Origin of the sequence: Brevundimonas diminuta, from assembly GCF_050310045.1 — a bacterium.
GTDB classification, from domain to species: domain Bacteria; phylum Pseudomonadota; class Alphaproteobacteria; order Caulobacterales; family Caulobacteraceae; genus Brevundimonas; species Brevundimonas diminuta_F.
In genome coordinates, this window is sequence record NZ_CP190005.1 from 1,946,776 (window position 1) to 1,968,041 (window position 21,266).

The window sequence follows — 21,266 nt, forward strand, 5'->3', positions numbered from 1 at the left end:
ACATATCTTCTGACCCGCGAGAGAGGCGGCTCCGCCATATAGAGGCGTTTTTTTGTTCGGTTTGTGGCGAAGGGGGCGGCCTGGCCCTGCCCGAAGGCCGAGATTACCCCAGCCGGGACAGGATGATCGCGCCGTCTGCACTACGGCGACTGGTCACCGGAAAGGTGCGGGTCATGGCCTCGGCGAAGCCCTCGGGGTCATCGGCTTCAAAATATCCAGCCAACCGCAGGTCGGCGATGGAAGGATCGGTCACCACGATACGGCTACGGTTATACCGGTTGAATTCTGCGGCGGCCTGGGCAAGCGTCTCGCCGTTCAGAGCCACGGCGCCCTGTCGCCACGCCAGGGCCTGACGGATGCGAAGCTCTGAGGCCGGACGAGTTTCGGCGCCTTCGGCCCGCACCGTCGCCTCGGCGCCAGAAACCAGGGCGGATGGCGGCGCCTTTGCTGTCTCCGCCGTCACGGCGCCGGACACCACCAGCACCTGGGCGCTGTCACCTTTTCGTCGGATCGAGACCTCGCCATCCTGGGCCTGAAGGCGCGCGTCGTCCACGCTGACGACGAAGGGGCGGGCGTCATGCGCGATCTGGAACAGCGCCTCGCCCTCGACCAGCCAGACATGGCGTGCGCCGCGGCTGTAGCGCACCACGACCTTGGAACTGGTGTTCAGTTCGATGCGTGATCCGTCCTTCAGCATGATGATGCGGCGCTCACCCAGCGCTGTCGCATAGGCCGGTGAAGCCGTGACGCTCAGTGCAACGGGGGTCGCGATGGCTGTTGCGATGATGGCGGCGACCATGGCCGCAGTCATGCGGGGGCGTCTGGCCAAACATCTTACTGCTTTGCGCGGCGGATGTTCGGGGGGCGGGGCCAGAAGGTCAGCGTCCGGCGCGCATCCGGCGGGACGCAGGGTGCGCAGACTGTCCAGCGCATCCCATGCGGCGGCTTCGCGCTCATAGGCGGCTTCATGCGCAGGGCTGTCGGCGCGCCAAGCTTCGAAGGCGGCGTGATCGGCGGGCGTGCAGTCGGGCCCCGACAGAATCGTGACCCAGCGCGCAGCTTCCTCGCTGACTACTTCCCTTTGCGATGGAGCGCGCTGCGCCATGATGCTCCTGGGTTCGCGACCGGATTTCCTGACGATCGCGCCTCAGCGCGGCCAAGCTGTTCCGAACAGGCCCTAAGGCCCTTGGTGATATGTTTCTCAACTGTAGAGACACTCAGGTTCAGGCGAACCGCTATTTCATTCGGCGGCAGGCCATAAACCTTCCGCAGGGTGAAGACCCTGCGGCACTGGGGCGGCAAACTCGAAATAGCCATCACCAGTAAACGGATGTCTTCGCGACCGATCAAGTATTCTTCGGGGCCTGGCGCTTCATCGACCAGGACCAGTCTTTCCGCATCGGCGATGCTGTCGATGTTGACCACCTTGCGACGGCGCAGGCTGTTGAGCGCCAGATTGCGCAGCGTTCTGGCGGCGAAGGCTGCGGGGCTGTCGACATCACGCCATCCGCGACAGACGATCAGCCGGGCGAAGGCTTCATGCACGAGGTCTTCTGCTTCCGCGATTTCTCCATGACAGAAGCGAAGCGCGTGGCGTCGCAGCATGGGTTCAAGCGGTAGAATTTCGCGCCGGAACCAGGCTCGTCTCTGGTCATCCTCGGCCGCCTGATCATGCATTTCACGCCCATCCTCCCCGTTTCTATTTGGCATGGGAGAGAAGCGAGCAGTCAAGCAGATGAAAGCGCTGTTTTGATTAGACAAATATACATTTCTGAACATTCGCCTGAAGGTTCGAGTGGATCGCGACGTGCATTCGCGGCGCCTTTCAGTTTCATGAATGGATGATTTTATCTGAGGTGAATGAAATCGGGTCTGCTTTTTTCGTTTGGCATTGATTTTTCAACCTTAGTGGAGGTGGCACGACATCACTTGCCTGACTTCGGCGATATGAATAATCCTTCGCATTCCTTCTCATGATGATCGGACGCGCCGTGGCCGCTTCTTCGCCTCCCCGCATTGCGACGCGAAAAGAGCCGAAGCAGTCGCGTTCGGCGGATCTGGTGGCGACCATTCTGGAAGCCGCGGTGCGCGTCCTGTCCGAAGACGGCGCCGCGCGCTTCACCACGGCGCGGGTCGCGGAAAGGGCCGGGGTCAGCGTCGGGTCGCTGTATCAGTATTTTCCGAACAAGGCCTCCATCCTGTTCCGCCTGCAGAGCGATGAATGGCGCCGGAATCACGAACTGCTCAGCGCCATACTGGAGGATCAGGATACGCCGCCCGAGAATCGCCTGCGCGAGCTTGTCCGGGCCTTCGTGAAGTCAGAGTGCGACGAAGCTGCGGTGCGCAACGCCCTGTCCGACGCCGCCCCCCTGTATCGCGACGCGCCCGAGGCCATAGAGGTGCGGGGCAAGACCAATCCCATGCTGCGGGCCTTCATGCGCGAAGCTTTGCCCGACACGCCCGAGGATGAGCGCAGGCGGGTCGGCGATCTGATCATGTCGACCCTGACCAGCGTGGCCAAACGGTTCTCTGAAACGCCGCGCGAGGATGATGACATTCAGGTTCAGGCCGACGCCATGGCCGATATGTTCATCGCCTATCTGCGGCTGGCCCAGTCACGGGCTGCGGATTGAGCACCGCAGCCTGAGAACAACCGCCGGCGCCCCGATACAGCCCCTTTTCGGGGTCTGCTGAAAACCTGAAGCCGACCATGCGAGCCTATCTGCACGGTCGACCACAGAGCCATTTTTATCTTTATAAATCGGCACATTGATACTCGCCCTACCCGCGACGGGCGATGCGAATAATAAACGCGAATGTTTCGTCGTATTTTCAGGATGACGAAGACGCCGCCCGCGTCTTCCCTCCTGTTCATGATGTTAAAGCGAGCCCCCCCATGACGCCGCCGACCGTCGCGTCCCGCAGTCCGGACGCCAGTCTCTATATTCTCACCGCCCTTCTGTTTCTGGCCTATCTGTGCGTGGCGGTTCCTCTGGCCGTACTGCCCGTTCATGTGACGCAGACCATGGGCCTGTCCAATGCCTGGGCCGGTCTGGTGGTGGGCGTCGCCTTCCTGTCCACCATCCTGAGCCGGGGTTACGCAGGCCGCATCACCGACCGCGAGGGCGGCAAGCCCGCTGTCATGCGGGGCCTGATCTTCTATGTCGTGGGTGCTGTCGTCTGCATGGCGGCGGGGTTCATCGCCGCGCCCGTCGCCGCGCTGGCCGTGCTGATCGCGGGACGTCTCGTCATCGGCGTGGGCGAAAGCCTTGTCACTGTCGGTGTGGTCGGCTGGGGCATCGGCCTGATGGGCCCGGCGCGCTCAGGCCGGGTGCTGTCCCTGATCGGGGCGGCCATCTATGGCGCCTTCGCTGTCGGCGGCCCCATCGGCGCGGACGTCGCCGCGCATTTCGGCTTCGTCGGCGCCATGGTCCTAGCAGGCCTGTTGCCCTGTCTGGGTTTGATCGCTGTCAACAGGATGGCGGGGCCGCCCCCTATGCCGCACGCCGAACGTCCCGGCCTGATCAGCGTGCTGGGCGACATCTGTCGCCACGGGGCCGTGGTCTGTCTGCAGGGTATCGGCTTTGCGGCCATCACCTCATTTTTCATCCTGTATTTCATGGCCAACGGCTGGGGCGGAGCCGGTCTGGGCTTCACGCTGTTCGGCGCCGGTTTTGTGCTGATGCGGGTGCTGTTCGGCGGGCTGACCGACCGGATCGGCGGCATTCCGGTCGCACTGGGTTCGCTCGGCATCGAGGTAGTAGGTCAGGCCATGATCTGGGCCGCGCCCAACGGCATGGTCGCGCTGGCGGGCGCCTTCCTGACCGGCGTAGGATGTTCGCTGATCTTCCCGGCCATGGGACGCGAAGTCGTCCAGCGGGTCCAGCCGCACCTGCGCGGCACGGCTCTGGGCGGGTTCAGCGCCTTTCAGGATCTGTCCTACGGCCTGACCGGTCCGCTTGCCGGAATGCTGGCGGACCGCAGCGGCTTCGGCGTCATCTTCCTGGTCGGCGCGGTCGCCGCCGGAATCGGGTTGGTGTTGACTTTTTCACTGCGTAGGGCGTCGCCTGCGCCCGCTTCCTGAAACAAACGCCCCTGTTCAGTCGCCTGAACAGGGGCGTTTTGCTCACAGCACCTCGAACAGCCCCGCGGCGCCCATGCCGCCGCCCACGCACATGGTGATGACGACATAGCGTTCGCCGCGACGGCGCGCCTCGATCAGGGCGTGGCCGACCATGCGGGCGCCGCTCATACCGTAGGGGTGGCCGATGGAGATGGCGCCGCCGTTGACGTTCAGACGCTCGTCCGGGATGCCCAACTGGTCGCGGCAATAGAGGACCTGAACCGCAAAGGCCTCGTTCAGCTCCCACAGGCCGATGTCCTCGACCTTGAGGTTGAACCGCTCCAGCAGGCGCGGCACGGCCACGACGGGGCCGATGCCCATTTCATCAGGGCGCACCCCCGCGACAGCTGTGCCGACATAGCGGCCCAGCGGCTGTAGGCCCCGGCGTTCTGCCTCGCCCGCCTCCATCAGCACGCAGGCCGAGGCGCCGTCCGACAGCTGGCTGGCGTTGCCCGCCGTCACCGTGCCGTCGGGGAAGACGGTTCGCAGACTGCTCAGGCCCTCCAGCGTGGTGTCGGCGCGCGCGCCCTCATCCTGTTGCAGGGTGACGTCGCGCCAAGTGATCTCGCCGGTCTGTTTGTCGACGACCTTCATGCGCGAGGCCAGGGGCACGATCTCATCGTCGAAACGGCCCGCCGCCTGCGCCGCCGCCGTGCGCTGCTGCGACTGCAGGGCATAGGCGTCGCACGCTTCGCGCCCCACGCCATAGCGACGCGCCACCGTCTCGGCCGTGTCCAGCATGGACATATAGGCGTCCGGTTGATGCTGCAGGACCAGAGGGTCCGGCTCGACGCGCAACTGTTCGGTCTGGACCATGGAGATGGACTCCACCCCGCCCGCGACGGCGATCTGCATCTGGTCGACGATGATCTGCTTGGCCGCCGTGGCGATGGTCATCAGGCCCGACGAGCACTGGCGGTCCATCGTCATCCCCGCCACCGAGACGGGGAAGCCGGCTGCCAGCGCCGCCGTGCGGCCAACCGACTGCTGCACGCCCTGCGGCAGGGAGCAGCCCAGCAGGCAGTCCTCGACCTCGGCCGGATCGACGCCCGCGCGCTGCACCGCATGGCTCAGGACGTGGGCCGCCAGCGTCGGCGACGGCGTGGCGTTGAAGGCGCCGCGATAGGCCCGACCGATCGGCGTGCGGGCGGTCGAAACGATGACAGCGTCGCGCCTCATGCCGACATCGGGCCCTTTACGCCCGCCGAAGCCATTTCCTGTGCGCCCTGCTGGAAGCCGTAGTCCGGCACGATCTCGCCCTCGCGGCTTGACGCCTCGGCCCAGCGGGCGATCAGCTGCTCGCCCGCATCCTCGCCGCCGCCGATGCGCACGCCCGGCGTCAGGGTGATGTTGGCCATGGCGAAGTGGCCGCCGCCCGCGCACAGAATGGCCCGCGTCGGCGCATCATCGCTGACCAGCGCCAGCAGGCCGGGGCTGACCAACGCCGGGTCCAGCGCCTTCAGCACCTCGTCCGACAAAATGCCCGCCGTCATCTGGGTGGCGGCGGTCGGCGCCAGGGCGTTGACCTTGATGTTGTATTTTGCGCCTTCGATGGCCAGCGTCTGCATCAAACCGACCTGCGCCAGCTTGGCCGCGCCATAGTTGGCCTGACCAAAGTTACCATACAGACCCGAAGACGAAGTGGTCATGACGATGCGGCCATGGTTCTGCTCGCGCATGATCTCCCACACGGCCTTGGAGCAGATCGCAGCGCCCATCAGATGCACGTCCACGACGAGGCGGAAGTCATCGAGCGTCATCTTCGAGAAGCTCTTGTCGCGCAGGATGCCCGCGTTGTTGATCAGGATGTCGATGCGGCCCCAGGCCTTCATCGCCGCATCCACCATGGCCTGCACAGCGTCGACGTCGGTGACGGAGCCTGCCGCCGCCATCGCCTGACCGCCCGCCGCGGCGATCTCGTCCACCACGCCCTGAGCCGCCGCTTCAGTCAGGTCGTTGACCACGACCTTCGCGCCCTTTGAGGCCAGATACAGCGCGTGACAGCGGCCAAGGCCTCCGCCCGCCCCCGTCACGATCGCAACCCGATCCTTCAGCAACATGCGTTCCTCCGATGATGTCATAACAAACGTTGGCTTCAGCTTATCCATCCTGCACGCCGCCGCCAGCATCATTCGTCAGAACGAGCTCGCCTTCATCCGAAACGCTCGATCCGCAGGGCGTTCATCCATGCAGGCGCAGGATGACCCAGCGCCAGTTGCTCCATCGTCTCGGCCGTGAAGGCGGCAAGCGTCAGGCCCAGATGTTGATGGCCAAAGGCGTAGTGGACGGCCGGATGCGCCTGAAGCCTGCCTATCGCCGGCAGATAATCGGCCAGCGTCGGGCGCGGGCCGCACCAGCGGTCCGGCGTCTCGGAGAAGGCGACGCCCAGCGTGCGGAGTTGGTCTTCGATCTGTCGCCACTTGCGCACATCAGGCGGAGCCGACGGCGCGCCGAACTCGACGTGGCTGGAGGCGCGCAGCCCGCCCTTGAAGCGGGCCACAACGAGGGCGCGATCCTCGAACACGGTCAGCGGCAGGTCGTCGGGCCAGTCATGCTGAACCGACTGAACCGAATAGCCGCGCTCGCCGATCAGAGGGACCGTCAGGCCCAGCGGTTTCAGCAATGGCGCGGACCAGGCGCCCGCCGCGACGAGCACGCGTTCAGCTTCGACGACTGCGCCGTCATTCAGAACGATTTCGACGCCGTCGGGCATGGGGTTCAGGCGCCGCGCTTCGGCCTGAACACAGCGTCCGCTTCGGCTGATGAAGGCCGTCATCAAGGCGTCGCGCACACGCTGGGGTTCGCTGACCTGACCGGTCCCGGTGAAGCGGATTCCACCTGCCGGTCGGGCTTTCAGAACGCTGTCCCATGCAGCCAGTTCGTCGGTCTCCAGCGGACGGAAGCGGGCCTTACCGGTGCGCGCAAAGCGCCACGCCTCCAGCCCTCGCCTAGCCGCCTCAGGCGTGGACCAGACAACAGCATGGCCGGTCGGACGGATCAGGTCGTCCGGCGCCTGCGCCAGCGCGGTCAGACGCAGCCATGCGCCCAGAGGGTCATCCAGCAGATGCGCCAGAACCTGTGCGCCATGCGCTGCAGCAGCCGGTCGCGAGGCGGCCAGAAACCGCAGCGCCCACGGCCCCCACAGCCCCACGTCCCGCGCACGGAAATCCAGCGGGCCGCCAAAGGCGAACAGCCGCCCGAAGGCGCTTTTCAGCGTCGCGGGCGATGGCATAGGCTCGCACTGTTCGGCGGCGATGTGGCCGATGTTGCCGAAAGAGGCGCCGCGCCGGGGATCGCCCGGATCGAACAGCGTCGTCTCAAAGCCCGCAGACTGAAGCCGCAGGGCCGTCGCCGTCCCGACCAGACCGCCCCCGATGACGGCCCAGCGCTGCGCCGTCTTCATACAGAGGCGTCCTCGCCGAAGGGGTCGTCCAGACTGTGCGAAGGCTGGGTGAACCAGACCGGGCCATCCTCAGTCATGTAGAAATGGTCTTCCAGACGCACGCCGAACTGACCCGGAATGACCAGCATCGGCTCATTCGAGAAACACATGCCGGGCGCCAGCAGCGTGGCGTCGCCGCGGACCAGATTGGGCGCCTCATGGATGTCCAAACCGATGCCGTGGCCGGTGCGGTGCGGCAGGCCCGGCAGGCGATAGTCGGGACCATAGCCGACGTCGGTCAGCCAGTCGCGCGCGGCGTCATCGACGCTGTGGCACGGCGCGCCGTTGCGGGCGGCGGCGAAGGCGCGGGCCTGCGCCTCCTTTTCATGCTCCCACACACGGCGGAAATCGTCTGTCGGCCGGCCGAAGACATAGGTGCGGGTGATGTCGGAGTGATAGCCGTCGACCAACGTCCCGGTATCGACCAGCACCACGTCATCGACCTGAAGGGCGCGGTCGCCCTCGCCTCCGTGCGGCAGGCAGGTGTCGTCGCCGAAGGACACCAGACAGAACCACGAGCCGCCCTCGCCGCCCAGTGCGCGGTGTTCGGCGTCGATGAAGGCCTTGACCTCAGAGGTGCGCACGCCAGCCTTCAGCCAGCGGCGGGTGCGGCGCTGGACCTCCAGCGTGATGGCCTTGGCGCGCTGCAGCAGTGCGATCTCGGCGGGCGACTTGAGGCTGCGCTGCTTCAGGATCAGGGGCGCGCCGTCGACAATCCGTTCCGCTCCCAGAACACGACTGAGGCCCAGCCAGATAAAGGTCGCCGCCTGATCGTCCACCGCCAGAACACCATCGTCGGACAGGCGCGCGCCGGCGAGGGCATAGGGGTTTTCCTCTTCCTCCCACGTCAGGATGTCGCCGGCGATGCCGTCCGATGCGGTCGTCAGGCCTGCGACCTTGTCACGCTCGAACCGGGGGCAGATGTATTCCACCCGGCCGTCAGCGTGGATCAGGGCGCCGGTCAGGCGCTCCGACGGATGCCAGTCCAGCCCCGTATAATAGCGCAGCGACGTGGTCGGGCCGAGCAAAAGGGCGGCCAGTCCCGCCTCCTTCAACCCTGCGGCCAGAGTGCGGATACGGGCGCGGCGTTCATCGGCGACGATCGGTGCGGCGGCGGGAGGAATAAAGGTCATCGCATCAACGTATATTGTATCTGATTTCTGATCATGTTTCTTTCATGCCTCGGATCGTCCGGCAAGGGCGGCGAGATCCTCGGGGGAGGGAAACATCATGATCATAGCCGTTCTTCTGACGGCGCTGGCCCTGCTGGCCGCCTTTTATGCTGTCCAACTGGTGCGTACGGCGCGAGCGCGCGACGAACTGAGGCCCAAGGCTGAGGGCGTGGCCATCGGCGCCGTCGCCAACTTCTTCGATGCGCTGGGTATCGGATCATTCGCGCCGACGACGGCCTGGCTGCGGTTCCGCAAACTGGTCCCGGACAGCTTCCTGCCCGCGGTGCTGAACGCGGGCCACTGCCTGCCCACGGTGATGCAGGGGCTGGTCTTCATGAAGCTGATCCAGGTCGATCCTGTGCTGCTGATCGCCTGTATCGGCGCCTCGATCCTGGGGGCCGTGATCGGCGCGCCCATTGTGCTGCGCCTGCCGGTGCGGGCGGTGCAGATGGTGGTGGGCGCGGCGCTGCTGATCGCCGCCGCCCTTTACGCCATGACCAATCTGAACCTGATGCCTGCGGGCGGCGAAGCGGTGTCTCTGGAAGGAAACCTGTTCATCGTCGCCGTGCTGGCGCATCTGGTCATGGGCGCCTTGATGAGCTTCGGCATCGGCCTCTATGCGCCGTCCCTGATCATGCTCAGCCTGATGGGAATGAACCCGACGGCGGCCTTTCCCATCATGATGGGCGCCTGCGCCTTCCTGATGCCTGTATCCAGCCTGCGCTTCATCCGCAGCGAGCGTATCGACCTGCGGCTGGTGCTGGGCATGGCCATCGGCGGCATACCGGCGGTGCTGCTGGCGGCGTTCGTCATCACCTCCCTGCCGCTGACCGTACTGCGGTGGGGCGTGGTCGTGGTGGTGCTTTATGCGGCGGCCAATCTGCTGATGACGGCCTGTCGCGCCCGCAGCTAGCGCCCCAGATCAGCGCCTTTGGCCCTTGCGCGTCACGACCGTGTCCGCAGTCTGGCTCAGTTCTTCGCGCAGGTCGTGCAGGGTGTGCTCAATGTGCGCCGTGGCCAGTCGGCTGACCGTCGCCGCATCGCGGTCCAGCCACGCGCGCAGCAGTTCCTGATGCTCGGCGGCGGCCGTCAGGTGACGTGACTTGTTCTCGAGGTGTTTGCGCACATAGCGGTCAGCCATGATGTGCAGTCGGCTGGTGATCTCGGCCGTCAACACGCGATCCCCCGGCTGGACCAGCGCCATGTGGAAGGCATGGTTCAGCGGCCCCACGCTGGGCAGATGCGCCGCCGCCGCCGCGTCCAGTTCGGCCAGCAGGCGTGCAGCCTCTGCCCTCTGGCCCTCATCAGCGACAAGACAGGCCTTGGCGGCCGCTTCCGGCTCCAGCTTCAGGCGCAGTTCGTAGATTTCCTCAGCCTCGGCGGCGCTCATGCCCCGCACGAAGAAGCCCCGGTTGGCGTGCGACACCACCAGACCGTCCTGCTCCAGCCGCACAAGGGCCTCACGCAGCGGAATCTTGGAAACGTTCAGTTCGGCCGCCAGCGCGTCCTGCCGGATCGCCACGTCAGGCGCGATCGCGCCGGACAGGATCATGTCGCGCACCACCTCCATCAGGCGGTCGGACAGGGTGCGGACTTCAAGCGGGGATGCGGCCATGCAGGTTCATCAGGTCGAAAAGGCTGGGCCGGTCGCCCGACCCAGCCATAACGCGCGCTGGCCGCAATTACGATGCGGAATACGTCACACCACCTGGAAGCCCGCCCAGAAGGGATCGCGACGATCCACCCAGATGGTGTTGAACCCCGTGGCGATCGCCGATCCCTCGATCGAAGGCACGATCGCCTTGTGCTCGCCCACCGTCGTCTCGGCCTCGACCCGGCCAATGAAGCGGCTGCCGATATAGCTTTCGTGGACGAAGGCGTCGCCGACCTTCAACCGCCTCTTGGCGTGCAGATGAGCCAGCCGCGCCGAGGTGCCGGTGCCGCACGGACTACGGTCGATGGCCTTGTCGCCATAGAAGACGGCGTTGCGGCCGTCGGCGCCCTGCCCCTTCGGCCTGTCGGCCCACAGGACATGGCTGACGCCGTTGATCGAAGGCTCGTCCGGGTGAACCGGATGGAAGGCCGCCCGCACCCGCTCACGCACCAGACCGCTCAGTTCGATGATGCGGCCGGCGCCCAGATCATCCAGCCCGGTATAGGCGCCCTGCGGCTCGACGATGGCGTAGTAGTTGCCGCCGTATGAGACATCGACGCTCAGCGGGCCGAGGCCCGGCACGTCAATCTCGATCCCTTCCGCCGCCAGATAGGCCGGGACGTTGCGGATGCGCACCGAGGTCACGCGGTCGCCCTCGGTCTCATAGGCGATGTCCAGCACGCCCGCCGGAACCTCGACCTTCAATCGCCCCGGCGTGCGCGGCCGGATCAGGCCGTGCTCGATGCCGAAGGTGATCATGCCGATGGTCCCGTGGCCGCACATGGGCAGGCAGCCGCTGGTCTCGATAAACAATATGCCCGCGTCCGCGTCCGGCAGGGTCGGCGGATACAGGAAGCCGCCGCTCATCATGTCGTGGCCGCGAGGCTCGAAGCACAGCGAGGTGCGGATCCAGTCATAGCGGCTGAGGAAATCCAGCCGCCGCTCGGCCATGCTGGCCCCTGACAACAGGGGCGCGCCGCCGGCGACCAGGCGAACCGGGTTGCCGGCGGTATGACCGTCAATGCAGAAGAAGACGTCGCGCATTCAGTGTCCCGATCAGACGATCTTCACAGCCTTGCCCGAGCCGATCGGGCGCGTTTCCGCCGCCTTCTCGACCATGGCGATGACCTCGGCCCGACGGGCGCCCGCCAGCGGCATACGCGGCATACGAACCCGTTCGCTGCCCCGGCCCATGATCGTCTCGGACAGCTTGATCGACTGAACCAGATCCGAAACTGAATCCAGGTGCAGCAGGGGCATGAACCAGCGATAGATCTCCAGCGCACGCGCGATATCGCCGTCCTTGACCGCACGGACCAGGGCCACGGACTCTTCAGGGAAGGCGTTGGTCAGGCCCGACACCCAGCCCTTGGCGCCCAGGATCATGCCTTCCAGCGCCACATCATCCAGACCGACCATGACCGCGTAACGATCGCCCAGTTCGTTGAAGATGTCGGTGATGCGCCGCGAGTCCGGGGCGCTTTCCTTCAGGGCCACGATGTTCGGCACGTCCGACAGACGGCGCAGGTCGTCGTTGTTCAGCGTCTGACGATACATCAGCGGGTTGTTGTACAGCATGTTGGGCAGGCCGCTGGCCGCCGCCACGGCGCGGAAGTGGGCTTCCAGCTCTGCCTGCGTCGGCACATAGACCATGGCCGGCAGCACCATCAGGGCGTCCACGCCGATGTCCTCGGCGTCCCTGGCATAGGTTTCGGCCCGCGCCGTGGTCAGTTCGCTGACCCCGGTGATGATCGGCACGCGGCCGTCGGCGACCTCGACCGCCGCCTTCAGCACGGCGCGCTTTTCCTCGGGCTCCAGCGAGTTGTTCTCGCCGACCGTGCCCATGACGATGATGGCGTCGACGCCGTCCTTGATCAGGCCGTCCAGCACCGTCTGCGTGGCGTTCAGATCAACCGCCAGCGCCTCATCGAATTGCGTGGTCGCCGCCGGGACCACCCCGGTCCAGTCCAACTTCGCCCCAGCCATAAGCTACCCCTCCTAAAGCAGATTTATTTTCGTATACGATATCTGATCTGGAGCGAAGTCAAGCGAAGTTCGCCTATCCCGCGCTGTAACTGGTCTTGGTCAGGGTAAAGAAATCGGCCGCCGCAAAGCCCTGCTCACGCGGGCCGTAGGACGAGGCCTTCGTGCCGCCGAACGGCACATGATAATCGACGCCCGCCGTGGCCAGATTGACCATGGTCATGCCCGCCTTTGCGCGGCGCTGGAAATCGCGCGCGTGCTTCAGCGACTGGGTGACGATGCCCGCCGACAGGCCGAACTCCACGCCGTTGGCGACCGCCAGCGCCTCTTCATAATCCTTGACGCGGATGGTCGAGGCGACCGGGCCGAACACCTCTTCATTATTGATGCGCATGGCCGGCTCGGTGTCGGCGATCAGGGTCGGCTCGACATACCAGCCGGGCGTCTCGCGGTTCAGGCGACCGCCGCCGGTGACGATGCGCCCGCCCTCGGACGCAGCGATGTCGATGTAGCGGTACGATGTCTCGCGCTGCGCCTCGCTGACCGCCGGACCGACCTGCGTATTGGAATCCAGTGCATTGCCAACGCGCAGCGCGGCGACCTTTTCGGCCAGCGCCGCCACGAAGCGATCGTGGACGCCATCCTGCACGATCAGGCGGCTGGAGGCCGTACAGCGCTGTCCCGTGGCGAAGAAGCTGCCGTCCAGCGCAATGTTCACCGCCCGGTCCAGATCGGCGTCGTCCAGCACGATCAGCGGGTTCTTGCCGCCCATCTCCAGTTGCACCCGCGCCTGACGCGCCGCAGCCCCCGCGGCGACGCCCGCGCCGACGCCTTGCGAGCCGGTGAAGCTGACGCCCGCCACATCCTTGTGGTCGACGATGGCCTGCCCCACGCGGCCGCCGCCGATGACCAGGTTCAGCACGCCCTTGGGCAGCCCTGCCTCATACAGGATGGCGACCAGAGCCTCGGCTGTCGCAGGCGTATGGCTGGCAGGCTTGATCACCACCGTATTGCCGAAGGCCAGCGCCGGCGCCGCCTTCCACGCCGGAATGGCGATAGGAAAGTTCCACGGCGTAATCAGGCCGAACACGCCGACCGGCTGGCGATAGGTCTGCACCTCCACCCCCGGCCGGGTCGAGGCCAGGTTCTGGCCATGCAGGCGCAGGGCCTCCCCGGCGAAGTATTTCAGAATGCGGGCGGCGCGCGCCGTCTCGCCGATGCCCTCAGCCAGGGTCTTGCCCTCTTCGCGAGACAGCAGGCGGCCGACCGCCTCGCGCCGCTCCATCAGCAGGCTTCCGGCCCGGTCCAGCACGTCCGAACGCACCTCGGGCGAGGCGCCCGCCCAGCCGTCGAACGCCGCCGAAGCCGCCGCCACCGCTTCATCGACCTCGGCCGCGCCGCCTTCGGGCGCCAGGGCCACGACCTCGCGCGTGTCGGACGGGTTCAGGCTCTCGACCGTTCCGGCCCCCCGGCGCTCGCCGTTGATCCAGTGGCTCAGTTCGATGGTCGCGGTCATGGCGTGTCTTTCGTCCGTGCGTCGGTATCGTCAGAAGATAGGAAAGAAGTCAGAAGCCCAGGGCCTGAATCTGATCATAAAGCACCTTGGGCGTGCGCACCCCATGCTTGAGGCTGCGCGCCCGCGCTTCATATCGGCGCTGCGACGGCAGCCGCGCGCCCTGATCGGCGAAGGCGGCGAACAGGGCCTCGGCCCGCGCGGCGTTCGCCTCTGCATCGCCCCCGCCCATGACGGCCGGATCAAAGGCCAGGATCAGTTCGCCGTGCATGGGCGCCGCCTTGGCGCCGTCGTCAAAGGCCATGGACTCGCGGCTGGTCAGGTCGCCGATCAACGGCCCCGCCATCAGCTCGATCATCGTCGACAGAGCCGAGCCTTTATGTCCGCCGAAGGTCAGCATGGCCCCATCCAGCGCCGCGCGCGCATTCGTCGTCGGCTGTCCTTCGGCGTCCACGCCCCAGCCCTCGGGGATCGGCTTTCCGGCGATGTCGTGCAGCGCCATGTCTCCGCGCGCGATGGCGCTGGTGGCGAAGTCGAAGACGTAGGGATACGGCCCCGGACGCGGCCAGCCGAAGGCGATCGGATTGGTGCCGAGCAGTCCCTTCTTGCCGCCCGCCGGCGCCACCCACGAATGGCTGGGCGTCATGGCCAGAGCCGCCACGCCCATCCCGGTCAACTGCTCGATCTCGGGCCACAGGGCGGAAAAATGGAAGCAATTGTTGATGACCAGCGCCGCCACCCCGACAGTTTTGGCCTTCTGCGCCAACAGCGGCGCCGCGCGCTCGAACGCCAGCAGGGAATAGGCATGACGCGCATCGGCCCGCACCAGCGCAGGCGACGCATCCTCGATCATCGGCTCAGCATCCAGCGACAGCTTGCCCGAGCGGATCGTCATGACGCAGCCCGGCAGCCGGTAAAGCCCATGCGAGGCGCACTCGTCCCGCTCGCCCGCCGTGATGACGCGAGCCACCGCCTCGGCGTGCGCAACCGACAGCCCTGCCCCCGTCAGCACCCGCCGTGACAGGGCGAACACCTCGTCAATCGACAGGGCGACCGTCTCCTGGGCCTCAAACACGCTCACATCGCTCTCCCGACCTTGAATCGTATACGAAACTGCCGAGGAGCGCGACAAACATCAAGCCCTAACCTTTCTGCACGCGAAGGATAGATGGCTTCAAGACATTCAAAGACGCTCGACCATTCCTGAACAGGAACGAGAAGCGATCTACAGCGCCCTTCGAGAAAACACCATGAAGGTCGCCGCAAATTCGGCGCATCTGACGAACCTTATAACAGATTGTCTTCATCCGACCGGGCTCTTACCTAAGCCTCCATGCTCCGGTCGACGAAGACATTGGCGAACCTGTTTGCAGCCGTGATGCTGGTCATCGCGGCCTTTATGGTCGCGCCTGCGGTTGATGCAGCGGTCTGTGGGCCGGATACGGTCATCGCCGCGCATCAGTCCATAGATGCCGACGACAGCAATCATGACGATCAGGGCGGCGATATCCACGGCCATTGCCACCACCCGGCCGAGCGCCAATCCAGCGGCGACCTGCATGTCGCTGCCCCCCTGCTCACCGGGGATCGACACCCCCTGCGTGACGAAAGCGGGGCTTCGCTGATCCCCGACCGACTGAAGCGTCCGCCAAGGATCTGATCGGAAGCCTGCGCCTGCGCGCACCTCTCTTCTGAACATTTCCGGACCTGAATCATGTCTCCGACATTCCGTCGTCGGCCGCGTCTTGCGGCTGGCTGTGCGCTTGCCGTGTTTGCGGCGTTCGGCGCCGCTCCTGCGTGGGCCGACCCCGCGCCCTCCTATGGCGAGTTGCTCGCCCGACTAGCCCAGACGCCTGCCGCCGTCGAAGCGGACGCCCTGAGCGACGCCGCCGAGGCCCGCGTGCGTCAGGCGCGCGTCCTGCCCAATCCGAACCTGTCCATGCAGTTGGAGAATGTGGCCGGGTCCGGCCGCTATTCCGGCTTCAGCAACGGCGACCTCAGCCTGTCGCTCAGTCAGGACCTGGGCCTGTGGGGGCGACGCCCCGCACGGGTGAACGCCGCCCGCGCCGAGGCGGGCGCCGCCGCCTTGCGCCGCGACATGGCCGTGATCGACGCCGCCGGGCGACTGGCGCTGATCTATGCCGAGGCCGAAGCGGCCCAGCGCCGGGCCGCACTGGCCGAAGAGGCGCTGACCCTGTCCGTGGCCGACGCCCGCGCGGCGCTGGTTCTGGTTGAAGAAGGCCGCGAGCCCCTGCTGCGCGGCATCCAGGCCGAGAGCGAGGCCGCCGCCGCCCGCGCGAGCCTTGATGAAGCCAAGGCCGAACGCGACGCCGCCTTCGCCCGTCTTAGCGCCGTAGCCATGCTGCCGACGCCCGCCACCTCGATCGCGGCCGGGCTGCTGGACGCGCCGACGACGCCTTCGGCCCGGTCCGATCGCGACGCGCCGACGGTGCGGACAGCCAAGGCCGAGGCTGCGGCGGCCGAACGCCGCATCGACATCGAGCGCATCAACAGACGCCCTGACGTCACCGCCAGCGTCGGCGTGACCCGTTTCGGCGCCGAAGACCAGACGGCCCTCACCTTCGGCTTCAGCCTGCCCCTGCCCCTGTTCGACCGGAACCGGGGCAACATCGACGCCGCCCGCGCCGAACACAGGGCCGCCGAGGCGCGCGTCATGCAGGCGCGTCAGGACGCAGGCGCCGAGCGCGCCGCCGCCGTCGCGCGTCTGGCGTCTTCAGCCAGCCGGGTGTCGGCCGCCGATGCGGGCGTCACCTCGGCCGAGGAAGCCTATCGCCTGTCGCGCATCGGCGCCGAGGCGGGACGCATCTCGCAACTGGAGCTGCGCACCGGACGCGCCGCACTGATCAACGCCCGATCCGCCGCTGTCGACGCCCGCATGGCGCGCGTCCGCGCCGAGATCGATCTGGCGCGCCTGGAAGGCCGCGCCCCCTTTGAAGGAAGCCGCTGATGTCCCCCCTGTCGTCAAACAAGAAAGTCCTGATCGCGGGCGTCGCCGTCGTCGTCCTGCTGGGCGGCGGGGCGCTGGCCCTGACGCTCACACGGTCTGATCCGCCCGCGCCTGCCGCCGAGAAGACCAAGGCGGAAGGCGAAGCCGCAGAAGCGCCCGAGGGCGTGGTCGAACTGACCGCCGAACAGCTTGAGGCGGCAGGCATTTCTGTCGTCTCCGTCACACGCGGCGGGGGGGGCGAAACGCGCTTGTCCGGTCGGGTCGAGGCCATGGTGGACGCGCGCGCCGCCGTCGGCGCCGTGGTCGGCGGCACGGTCGAGCGGGTGCTGGTCGCGCCGGGTCAGACGGTGCGCGCGGGCCAGCCTCTGGTCAGTCTGATCAGCGGCGACGGCGCTGCGCTGCGCGCCGAGATCGACGCGGCCTCGGCCGCCGCGACCGCCGCGCGTCAGGCCCACCAACGCAACCGCAACCTGGCCGATCAGGGCGTCGTCGCGCGTCAGGAGGTCGAGGCCTCGCAGGCTCAGGCCGCCAGTGCAGACGCCATGGCCCGCGCCGCACGAGCAAGAGCGGCGGCGGCGGGCTCGCCTAATGCGTCCGGCCGGATGAGCGTGGTCAGCCCCATCTCCGGCGTCGTAACCAATGTTCAGGTCGGCCCCGGCGGCTTCGTCGCGCAAGGCGCGGTCGTGGCCGAAGTGACCAATCCGGCGCGGGTCGAGCTGGTCTTCAACGCCCCGCCGCAACTGGCCGCTCAGGTGCGCCTCGGCTCCCACGTTCGCGTCACCGGTCCGCAGGGCGAGTTCAACGCCCTGGTCACCGGCGTCGCGGCCGGCGCCGGATTGCAGGACAGCGGCGCGACCGTGATCCGCGCCCGTCCCGAAGGCGGCCGCCTGCCGCCCGCCGGGTCGCCCGTCACCGGCGCCGTGGTCACGCAGGGCCAGTCCGGCGGCGCCCTGACCGTGCCGTCCGAGGCGGTGCAGACGGTCGACGGCGCCACGGTGGTCTTCGTCCAGACCGACCAAGGCTTCCGCGCCCAGCCCGTGCTGGCGGGCCGTCAGGCCGGGGGCGCCACCGAAATCCTGCGCGGCCTGACCGGCGCCGAAAGGGTCGCCGCAGCCAACGCCTTCCTGCTCAAGGCCGAACTGGCCAAGGGCGAAGCCGAGCACGGCCACTAAGGGAGGGCGATCATGTTCAAAGCGATCATCGAAGCGTCCGTCCGCTTCCGCTGGTTCATCGTCCTGGCCACGACCCTGGTCGCGGCGTGGGGTCTGTTCCAGCTGACCAAGCTGCCGATTGACGCCGTGCCTGACATCACCAACCGGCAGGTGCAGATCAACACCGTGACCCCGGCCCTGGCCCCCGAACAGATGGAGCGGCAGGTCACCTATCCGCTGGAAACGGCGATGGCGGGCATTCCGGGCATCCAGAGCACCCGCTCCCTGACCCGCAACGGCTTCAGCCAGGTGACGGTCATCTTCAGCGACGCCACCGACATCTATTTCGCCCGTCAGCAGGTGGCCGAACGGATGGCGCAGGCGCGCGAGAATCTGCCCGAGGGCGTCGAACCGGCCCTGTCGCCCATCACCACCGGCCTGGGCGAAGTCCTGATGTGGACGGTCGATCTGACGCCCTTCGACACCAAGGCGGCGCGCGCGGGCCGACCCGGCTGGCAACCCGACGGCGCCTATCTGACGCCTGAAGGCGAGCGGCTGGACACGCCGCAGGCGCGGGCCACCTATCTGCGCACCGTGCAGGACTGGATCATCGCGCCCCGGATGCGGACCGCGCCCGGTCTGGCGGGCGTCGACGTCAACGGCGGCTATGTGAAGGAATACGCCGTCCGCCCCGACCCGGCGCGATTGGCCGCCTATGGCCTCAGCCTGAACGATCTTGTTCAGGCGCTGGACCGCGCCAACACTCAGGCGGGCGCGGGCTATATCCAGCGCGCGGGCGAGGCGCTGACCGTCCGCACCGACGCCCTGGCGCAGACGGTCGAGGATCTGGCCCAGGCGCCCGTGGTCAACCGCAACGGCTTGGTCGTGCGCGTCGCCGATGTGGCCGTGGTCGAGATCGGCCAGGCGCCGCGTCTGGGAGGGGCTAGTCGCGACGGCCATGAGGCGGTCATCGGCACAGCCCTGATGCTGGCGGGCGAGAACAGCCGCACCGTGGCCCAGGCCTCCGCCGACCGGCTGGAACAGATCAGCGCCAGCCTGCCGCCCGACATCGTGGCCGAGCCGGTGCTGAACCGCAGCGCCCTGGTCAACTCCACCATCAAGACGGTGGCCAAGAACCTGACCGAAGGGGCGCTGCTGGTCATCGTCGTGCTGTTCCTGCTGCTGGGGAACATCCGCGCGGCGACGATCACGGCCCTGATGATCCCGATCAGCTTCCTGTTCGCGGTCATCGGCATGAACCGCTTCGGCATCAGCGGAAACCTGATGAGTCTGGGGGCGCTGGACTTCGGCCTGCTGGTCGATGGCGCCGTGGTGGTGGTCGAGAACACCCTGCTGCGTCTGGGCCAGAAACGCGCCGATCTGGGTCGCGCCCTGACCCGCAACGAACGCCTTGGCGTCGCCGCCTCGGCCGCGCGCCAGATGGTCAAGCCCGCCGCCTTCGGCCAGCTTATTATCCTTCTGGTCTTCACTCCCCTGCTGATGCTGGAAGGGGTCGAGGGCAAGACCTTCATCCCCATGGGCGCCACGGTCATGCTGGCCCTGGTCGGCGCCTTCATCTTCTCCTTCACCTTCGTCCCGGCCATGGCCGCCCTGCTGGTGAAAGAGCCCAAGACCGTCCACGTCGATGAGAACGGCGAGGCGGAAGAGCATGAGACCTTCCTGCTGCGCCACGCGCGCCGCTGGATCGAACCGGTCATCCGCGCCGCCGTCTCCCATCCGAAGACCGTGCTGGTCTCGGCGTTCGGCGCCCTGCTGATCGGCGCCCTGGCCTTCACCCTGCTGGGGCGCGAGTTCATCCCCACACTGGACGAAGGCGACATCGCCATGCAGGCGCTGCGCGTGCCCTCGGCGTCGCTGGAGCAATCCCTCGCCATGCAGATGGCGCTGGAGCGGGCCATCAAGGCCCAGCCGGAGGTGAAGACCGTCTTCTCGCGCACCGGCACGGCCGAGGCGGCGGTGGACCCCATGCCGCCGAACATCTCCGACGCCGTCATCGTGCTGAAGAAACGCAAGGAATGGCCCGATCCGCGCCTGCCGAAGGAAGAGCTGATCGCCCGCATCGAGAAGGCCGCCTCGACCCAGCTGGGCAACGCCTTCGAGTTCAGCCAGCCGATCGAACTGCGCTTCAACGAACTGATCTCGGGCGTCCGCACCGATCTGGCGGTCATGGTCTATGGCGACGACTTCGCCCAGCTTCAGAAGACGGCGGACCAGGTGGCGAACGCCCTGCGCGACACGCCAGGTTCTGCCGACGTGCGGGTGGAGCAGGCGTCCGGCCTGCCGACCCTGACCGTCAACGTCGACCGCTTCGCCGCCGCCAACTACGGCCTGTCGGCGGCCGACGTGTCCGAAGCCGTCTCGGCGGCCATCGGCGGCGCCGAGGCAGGCCAGATCTTCGAGGGCGATCGTCGCTTCGACGTGGTGGTCCGCCTGTCGGACGCCGAACGCAACGACCCCGCCGCCCTGAACGCCCTGCCCGTCACCACGGCGAGCGGCGCGACCATTCCCCTGTCCTCAGTCGCCCGCATTCAGGTGAAGGAGGGCCAGAACCAGATCAGCCGCAACGACGGCAGCCGCCGCATGGTGGTTCAGGCCAATGTGCGCGGCCGCGATCTGGGCGGCTTCGTCGCCGACGCCCAGAAGCAGGTGGATAAACAGGTCAGCCTGCCCGCAGGCTATTCGATCAAATGGGGCGGCCAGTTCGAGAACCTGAAGCGGGCCGAGCAGCGGCTGGGGCTGGTCATTCCCGTGGTCTTCGTCCTGATCGGCATACTGCTGTTCATGGCGCTGGGGTCGTTCGCGGAGGCCGGGCTGGTGTTCGCCTGCGTGCCGCTGGCGCTGGTCGGCGGGGCGCTGTCGCTGTTGCTGCGGGGGATGCCCTTCTCGGTCTCGGCGGCGGTCGGCTTCATCGCCGTGTCGGGCGTGGCGACCCTGAACGGACTGGTGCTGATGCAGGCGATCCGCGAGCGGTTGCAGGCGGGCCAGACGCCGCGCGCCGCCGCCCTGCTCGGCGCCTTCAGTCGTCTGAGGGCTGTGCTGACCACGGCGCTGGTCGCCATCGTCGGCTTCATCCCCATGGCCATCGCCACCGGCGCCGGGGCCGAGGTTCAGAAGCCGCTGGCCACCGTGGTGATCGGCGGCCTGTTGACGGCGACCGCGCTGACGCTTCTGGTGCTGCCGACCTTTGCTGCAAAGGCGGTCCGGCATCGCAAGGCCGAAGGAATCGAAAACTGATGAAT

General features: G+C 67.1%; 18 protein-coding genes. 7 read left to right on the plus strand and 11 right to left on the minus strand.

Going from position 1 to position 21,266, the window contains the following annotated elements; translation table 11 throughout:
* Nucleotides 1-103: 103 nt before the first annotated feature.
* Both ACORJG_RS09465 and ACORJG_RS09470 read right to left on the minus strand, forming a co-directional pair.
* Nucleotides 104-1,105, minus strand: a complete 1,002-nt coding sequence (locus ACORJG_RS09465; RefSeq protein ID WP_427788792.1) for a FecR family protein — start codon at nucleotides 1,103-1,105, stop codon at nucleotides 104-106.
* Nucleotides 1,072-1,677: an RNA polymerase sigma factor gene (locus ACORJG_RS09470; protein ID WP_427788793.1), complete on the minus strand. Its 606-nt coding sequence runs from the start codon at nucleotides 1,675-1,677 to the stop codon at nucleotides 1,072-1,074. Before ACORJG_RS09470 ends, ACORJG_RS09465 begins: the two co-directional genes overlap by 34 nt.
* Before the next feature lie 296 nt (nucleotides 1,678-1,973).
* Here ACORJG_RS09470 and ACORJG_RS09475 point away from each other — a divergent pair, with 296 nt between their 5' ends.
* Together ACORJG_RS09475 and ACORJG_RS09480 are read left to right on the plus strand one after the other, a co-directional pair.
* The gene (locus ACORJG_RS09475) at nucleotides 1,974-2,633 is read left to right on the plus strand and encodes a TetR family transcriptional regulator (RefSeq protein ID WP_427788794.1); all 660 of its coding nucleotides are present in this window, start codon (nucleotides 1,974-1,976) and stop codon (nucleotides 2,631-2,633) included.
* Between the two features lie 263 nt (nucleotides 2,634-2,896).
* Nucleotides 2,897-4,084 carry an MFS transporter gene (locus ACORJG_RS09480; protein WP_427788795.1) on the plus strand — a complete coding sequence of 396 codons (1,188 nt, stop codon included), beginning with the start codon at nucleotides 2,897-2,899 and terminating at the stop codon, nucleotides 4,082-4,084.
* 42 nt (nucleotides 4,085-4,126) lie between these two features.
* Here the strand turns inward: ACORJG_RS09480 and ACORJG_RS09485 are convergent, their stop codons facing one another.
* The 4 genes from ACORJG_RS09485 to ACORJG_RS09500 form a co-directional block, all read right to left on the minus strand.
* The gene (locus ACORJG_RS09485) at nucleotides 4,127-5,302 is read right to left on the minus strand and encodes an acetyl-CoA C-acyltransferase (RefSeq protein WP_427788796.1); all 1,176 of its coding nucleotides are present in this window, start codon (nucleotides 5,300-5,302) and stop codon (nucleotides 4,127-4,129) included.
* Nucleotides 5,299-6,183, minus strand: coding sequence for an SDR family NAD(P)-dependent oxidoreductase (locus ACORJG_RS09490; protein WP_427788797.1), 885 nt, complete (start codon nucleotides 6,181-6,183; stop codon nucleotides 5,299-5,301). The genes ACORJG_RS09485 and ACORJG_RS09490 overlap by 4 nt, the downstream gene beginning before the upstream one ends.
* Before the next feature lie 92 nt (nucleotides 6,184-6,275).
* A complete protein-coding gene (locus ACORJG_RS09495) occupies nucleotides 6,276-7,526 on the minus strand; it encodes an NAD(P)/FAD-dependent oxidoreductase (RefSeq protein WP_427788798.1) in 1,251 nt (416 codons plus the stop codon).
* Complete coding sequence (locus ACORJG_RS09500) at nucleotides 7,523-8,698, minus strand: M24 family metallopeptidase (RefSeq protein WP_427788799.1); 1,176 nt, start codon at nucleotides 8,696-8,698, stop codon at nucleotides 7,523-7,525. The genes ACORJG_RS09495 and ACORJG_RS09500 overlap by 4 nt, the downstream gene beginning before the upstream one ends.
* A gap of 97 nt (nucleotides 8,699-8,795) precedes the next feature.
* Between ACORJG_RS09500 and ACORJG_RS09505 the strand changes: the two genes are divergently transcribed.
* Entirely contained in the window at nucleotides 8,796-9,650 is an 855-nt protein-coding gene (locus ACORJG_RS09505; protein WP_427788800.1) for a TSUP family transporter, read from the plus strand.
* A gap of 9 nt (nucleotides 9,651-9,659) precedes the next feature.
* Here the strand turns inward: ACORJG_RS09505 and ACORJG_RS09510 are convergent, their stop codons facing one another.
* The 5 genes from ACORJG_RS09510 to ACORJG_RS09530 all read right to left on the minus strand — a co-directional run bounded on the left by ACORJG_RS09510 (nucleotide 9,660) and on the right by ACORJG_RS09530 (nucleotide 14,968).
* Complete coding sequence (locus ACORJG_RS09510; RefSeq protein ID WP_427788801.1) at nucleotides 9,660-10,352, minus strand: GntR family transcriptional regulator; 693 nt, start codon at nucleotides 10,350-10,352, stop codon at nucleotides 9,660-9,662.
* An 84-nt stretch (nucleotides 10,353-10,436) separates the two neighbouring features.
* Entirely contained in the window at nucleotides 10,437-11,435 is a 999-nt protein-coding gene (locus tag ACORJG_RS09515) for a 4-hydroxyproline epimerase (RefSeq protein ID WP_427788802.1), read from the minus strand.
* 12 nt (nucleotides 11,436-11,447) lie between these two features.
* A complete protein-coding gene (locus ACORJG_RS09520; RefSeq protein ID WP_427788803.1) occupies nucleotides 11,448-12,377 on the minus strand; it encodes a dihydrodipicolinate synthase family protein in 930 nt (309 codons plus the stop codon).
* A 73-nt stretch (nucleotides 12,378-12,450) separates the two neighbouring features.
* Nucleotides 12,451-13,890, minus strand: coding sequence for an aldehyde dehydrogenase family protein (locus ACORJG_RS09525; protein ID WP_427788804.1), 1,440 nt, complete (start codon nucleotides 13,888-13,890; stop codon nucleotides 12,451-12,453).
* 49 nt (nucleotides 13,891-13,939) lie between these two features.
* Entirely contained in the window at nucleotides 13,940-14,968 is a 1,029-nt protein-coding gene (locus tag ACORJG_RS09530; protein WP_427788805.1) for an Ldh family oxidoreductase, read from the minus strand.
* 252 nt (nucleotides 14,969-15,220) lie between these two features.
* Here ACORJG_RS09530 and ACORJG_RS09535 point away from each other — a divergent pair, with 252 nt between their 5' ends.
* Genes ACORJG_RS09535 through ACORJG_RS09550 form a run of 4 tightly spaced genes read left to right on the plus strand, consistent with a single transcriptional unit; the run spans nucleotide 15,221 to nucleotide 21,261 of the window.
* Nucleotides 15,221-15,547 carry a hypothetical protein gene (locus ACORJG_RS09535; RefSeq protein WP_427788806.1) on the plus strand — a complete coding sequence of 109 codons (327 nt, stop codon included), beginning with the start codon at nucleotides 15,221-15,223 and terminating at the stop codon, nucleotides 15,545-15,547.
* A 54-nt stretch (nucleotides 15,548-15,601) separates the two neighbouring features.
* Nucleotides 15,602-16,855: a TolC family protein gene (locus ACORJG_RS09540; protein ID WP_427788807.1), complete on the plus strand. Its 1,254-nt coding sequence runs from the start codon at nucleotides 15,602-15,604 to the stop codon at nucleotides 16,853-16,855.
* Nucleotides 16,855-18,027, plus strand: a complete 1,173-nt coding sequence (locus ACORJG_RS09545) for an efflux RND transporter periplasmic adaptor subunit (protein ID WP_427788808.1) — start codon at nucleotides 16,855-16,857, stop codon at nucleotides 18,025-18,027. The genes ACORJG_RS09540 and ACORJG_RS09545 overlap by 1 nt, the downstream gene beginning before the upstream one ends.
* 12 nt (nucleotides 18,028-18,039) lie before the next feature.
* On the plus strand, nucleotides 18,040-21,261 hold the full coding sequence (locus ACORJG_RS09550) for an efflux RND transporter permease subunit (protein ID WP_427788809.1): 3,222 nt from the start codon (nucleotides 18,040-18,042) through the stop codon (nucleotides 21,259-21,261).
* Nucleotides 21,262-21,266: the final 5 nt, after the last annotated feature.

Excerpts from the sequence above, each read along its gene's own strand:
- ACORJG_RS09465 (WP_427788792.1), bottom strand. The coding sequence starts at position 1,105 with ATGGCGCAGCGCGCTCCATCGCAAAGGGAAGTAGTCAGCGAGGAAGCT.
- ACORJG_RS09470 (WP_427788793.1), bottom strand. The coding sequence starts at position 1,677 with ATGCATGATCAGGCGGCCGAGGATGACCAGAGACGAGCCTGGTTCCGG.
- ACORJG_RS09475 (WP_427788794.1), top strand. The coding sequence starts at position 1,974 with ATGATGATCGGACGCGCCGTGGCCGCTTCTTCGCCTCCCCGCATTGCG.
- ACORJG_RS09480 (WP_427788795.1), top strand. The coding sequence starts at position 2,897 with ATGACGCCGCCGACCGTCGCGTCCCGCAGTCCGGACGCCAGTCTCTAT.
- ACORJG_RS09485 (WP_427788796.1), bottom strand. The coding sequence starts at position 5,302 with ATGAGGCGCGACGCTGTCATCGTTTCGACCGCCCGCACGCCGATCGGT.
- ACORJG_RS09490 (WP_427788797.1), bottom strand. The coding sequence starts at position 6,183 with ATGTTGCTGAAGGATCGGGTTGCGATCGTGACGGGGGCGGGCGGAGGC.
- ACORJG_RS09495 (WP_427788798.1), bottom strand. The coding sequence starts at position 7,526 with ATGAAGACGGCGCAGCGCTGGGCCGTCATCGGGGGCGGTCTGGTCGGG.
- ACORJG_RS09500 (WP_427788799.1), bottom strand. The coding sequence starts at position 8,698 with ATGACCTTTATTCCTCCCGCCGCCGCACCGATCGTCGCCGATGAACGC.
- ACORJG_RS09505 (WP_427788800.1), top strand. The coding sequence starts at position 8,796 with ATGATCATAGCCGTTCTTCTGACGGCGCTGGCCCTGCTGGCCGCCTTT.
- ACORJG_RS09510 (WP_427788801.1), bottom strand. The coding sequence starts at position 10,352 with ATGGCCGCATCCCCGCTTGAAGTCCGCACCCTGTCCGACCGCCTGATG.
- ACORJG_RS09515 (WP_427788802.1), bottom strand. The coding sequence starts at position 11,435 with ATGCGCGACGTCTTCTTCTGCATTGACGGTCATACCGCCGGCAACCCG.
- ACORJG_RS09520 (WP_427788803.1), bottom strand. The coding sequence starts at position 12,377 with ATGGCTGGGGCGAAGTTGGACTGGACCGGGGTGGTCCCGGCGGCGACC.
- ACORJG_RS09525 (WP_427788804.1), bottom strand. The coding sequence starts at position 13,890 with ATGACCGCGACCATCGAACTGAGCCACTGGATCAACGGCGAGCGCCGG.
- ACORJG_RS09535 (WP_427788806.1), top strand. The coding sequence starts at position 15,221 with ATGCTCCGGTCGACGAAGACATTGGCGAACCTGTTTGCAGCCGTGATG.
- ACORJG_RS09540 (WP_427788807.1), top strand. The coding sequence starts at position 15,602 with ATGTCTCCGACATTCCGTCGTCGGCCGCGTCTTGCGGCTGGCTGTGCG.
- ACORJG_RS09545 (WP_427788808.1), top strand. The coding sequence starts at position 16,855 with ATGTCCCCCCTGTCGTCAAACAAGAAAGTCCTGATCGCGGGCGTCGCC.
- ACORJG_RS09550 (WP_427788809.1), top strand. The coding sequence starts at position 18,040 with ATGTTCAAAGCGATCATCGAAGCGTCCGTCCGCTTCCGCTGGTTCATC.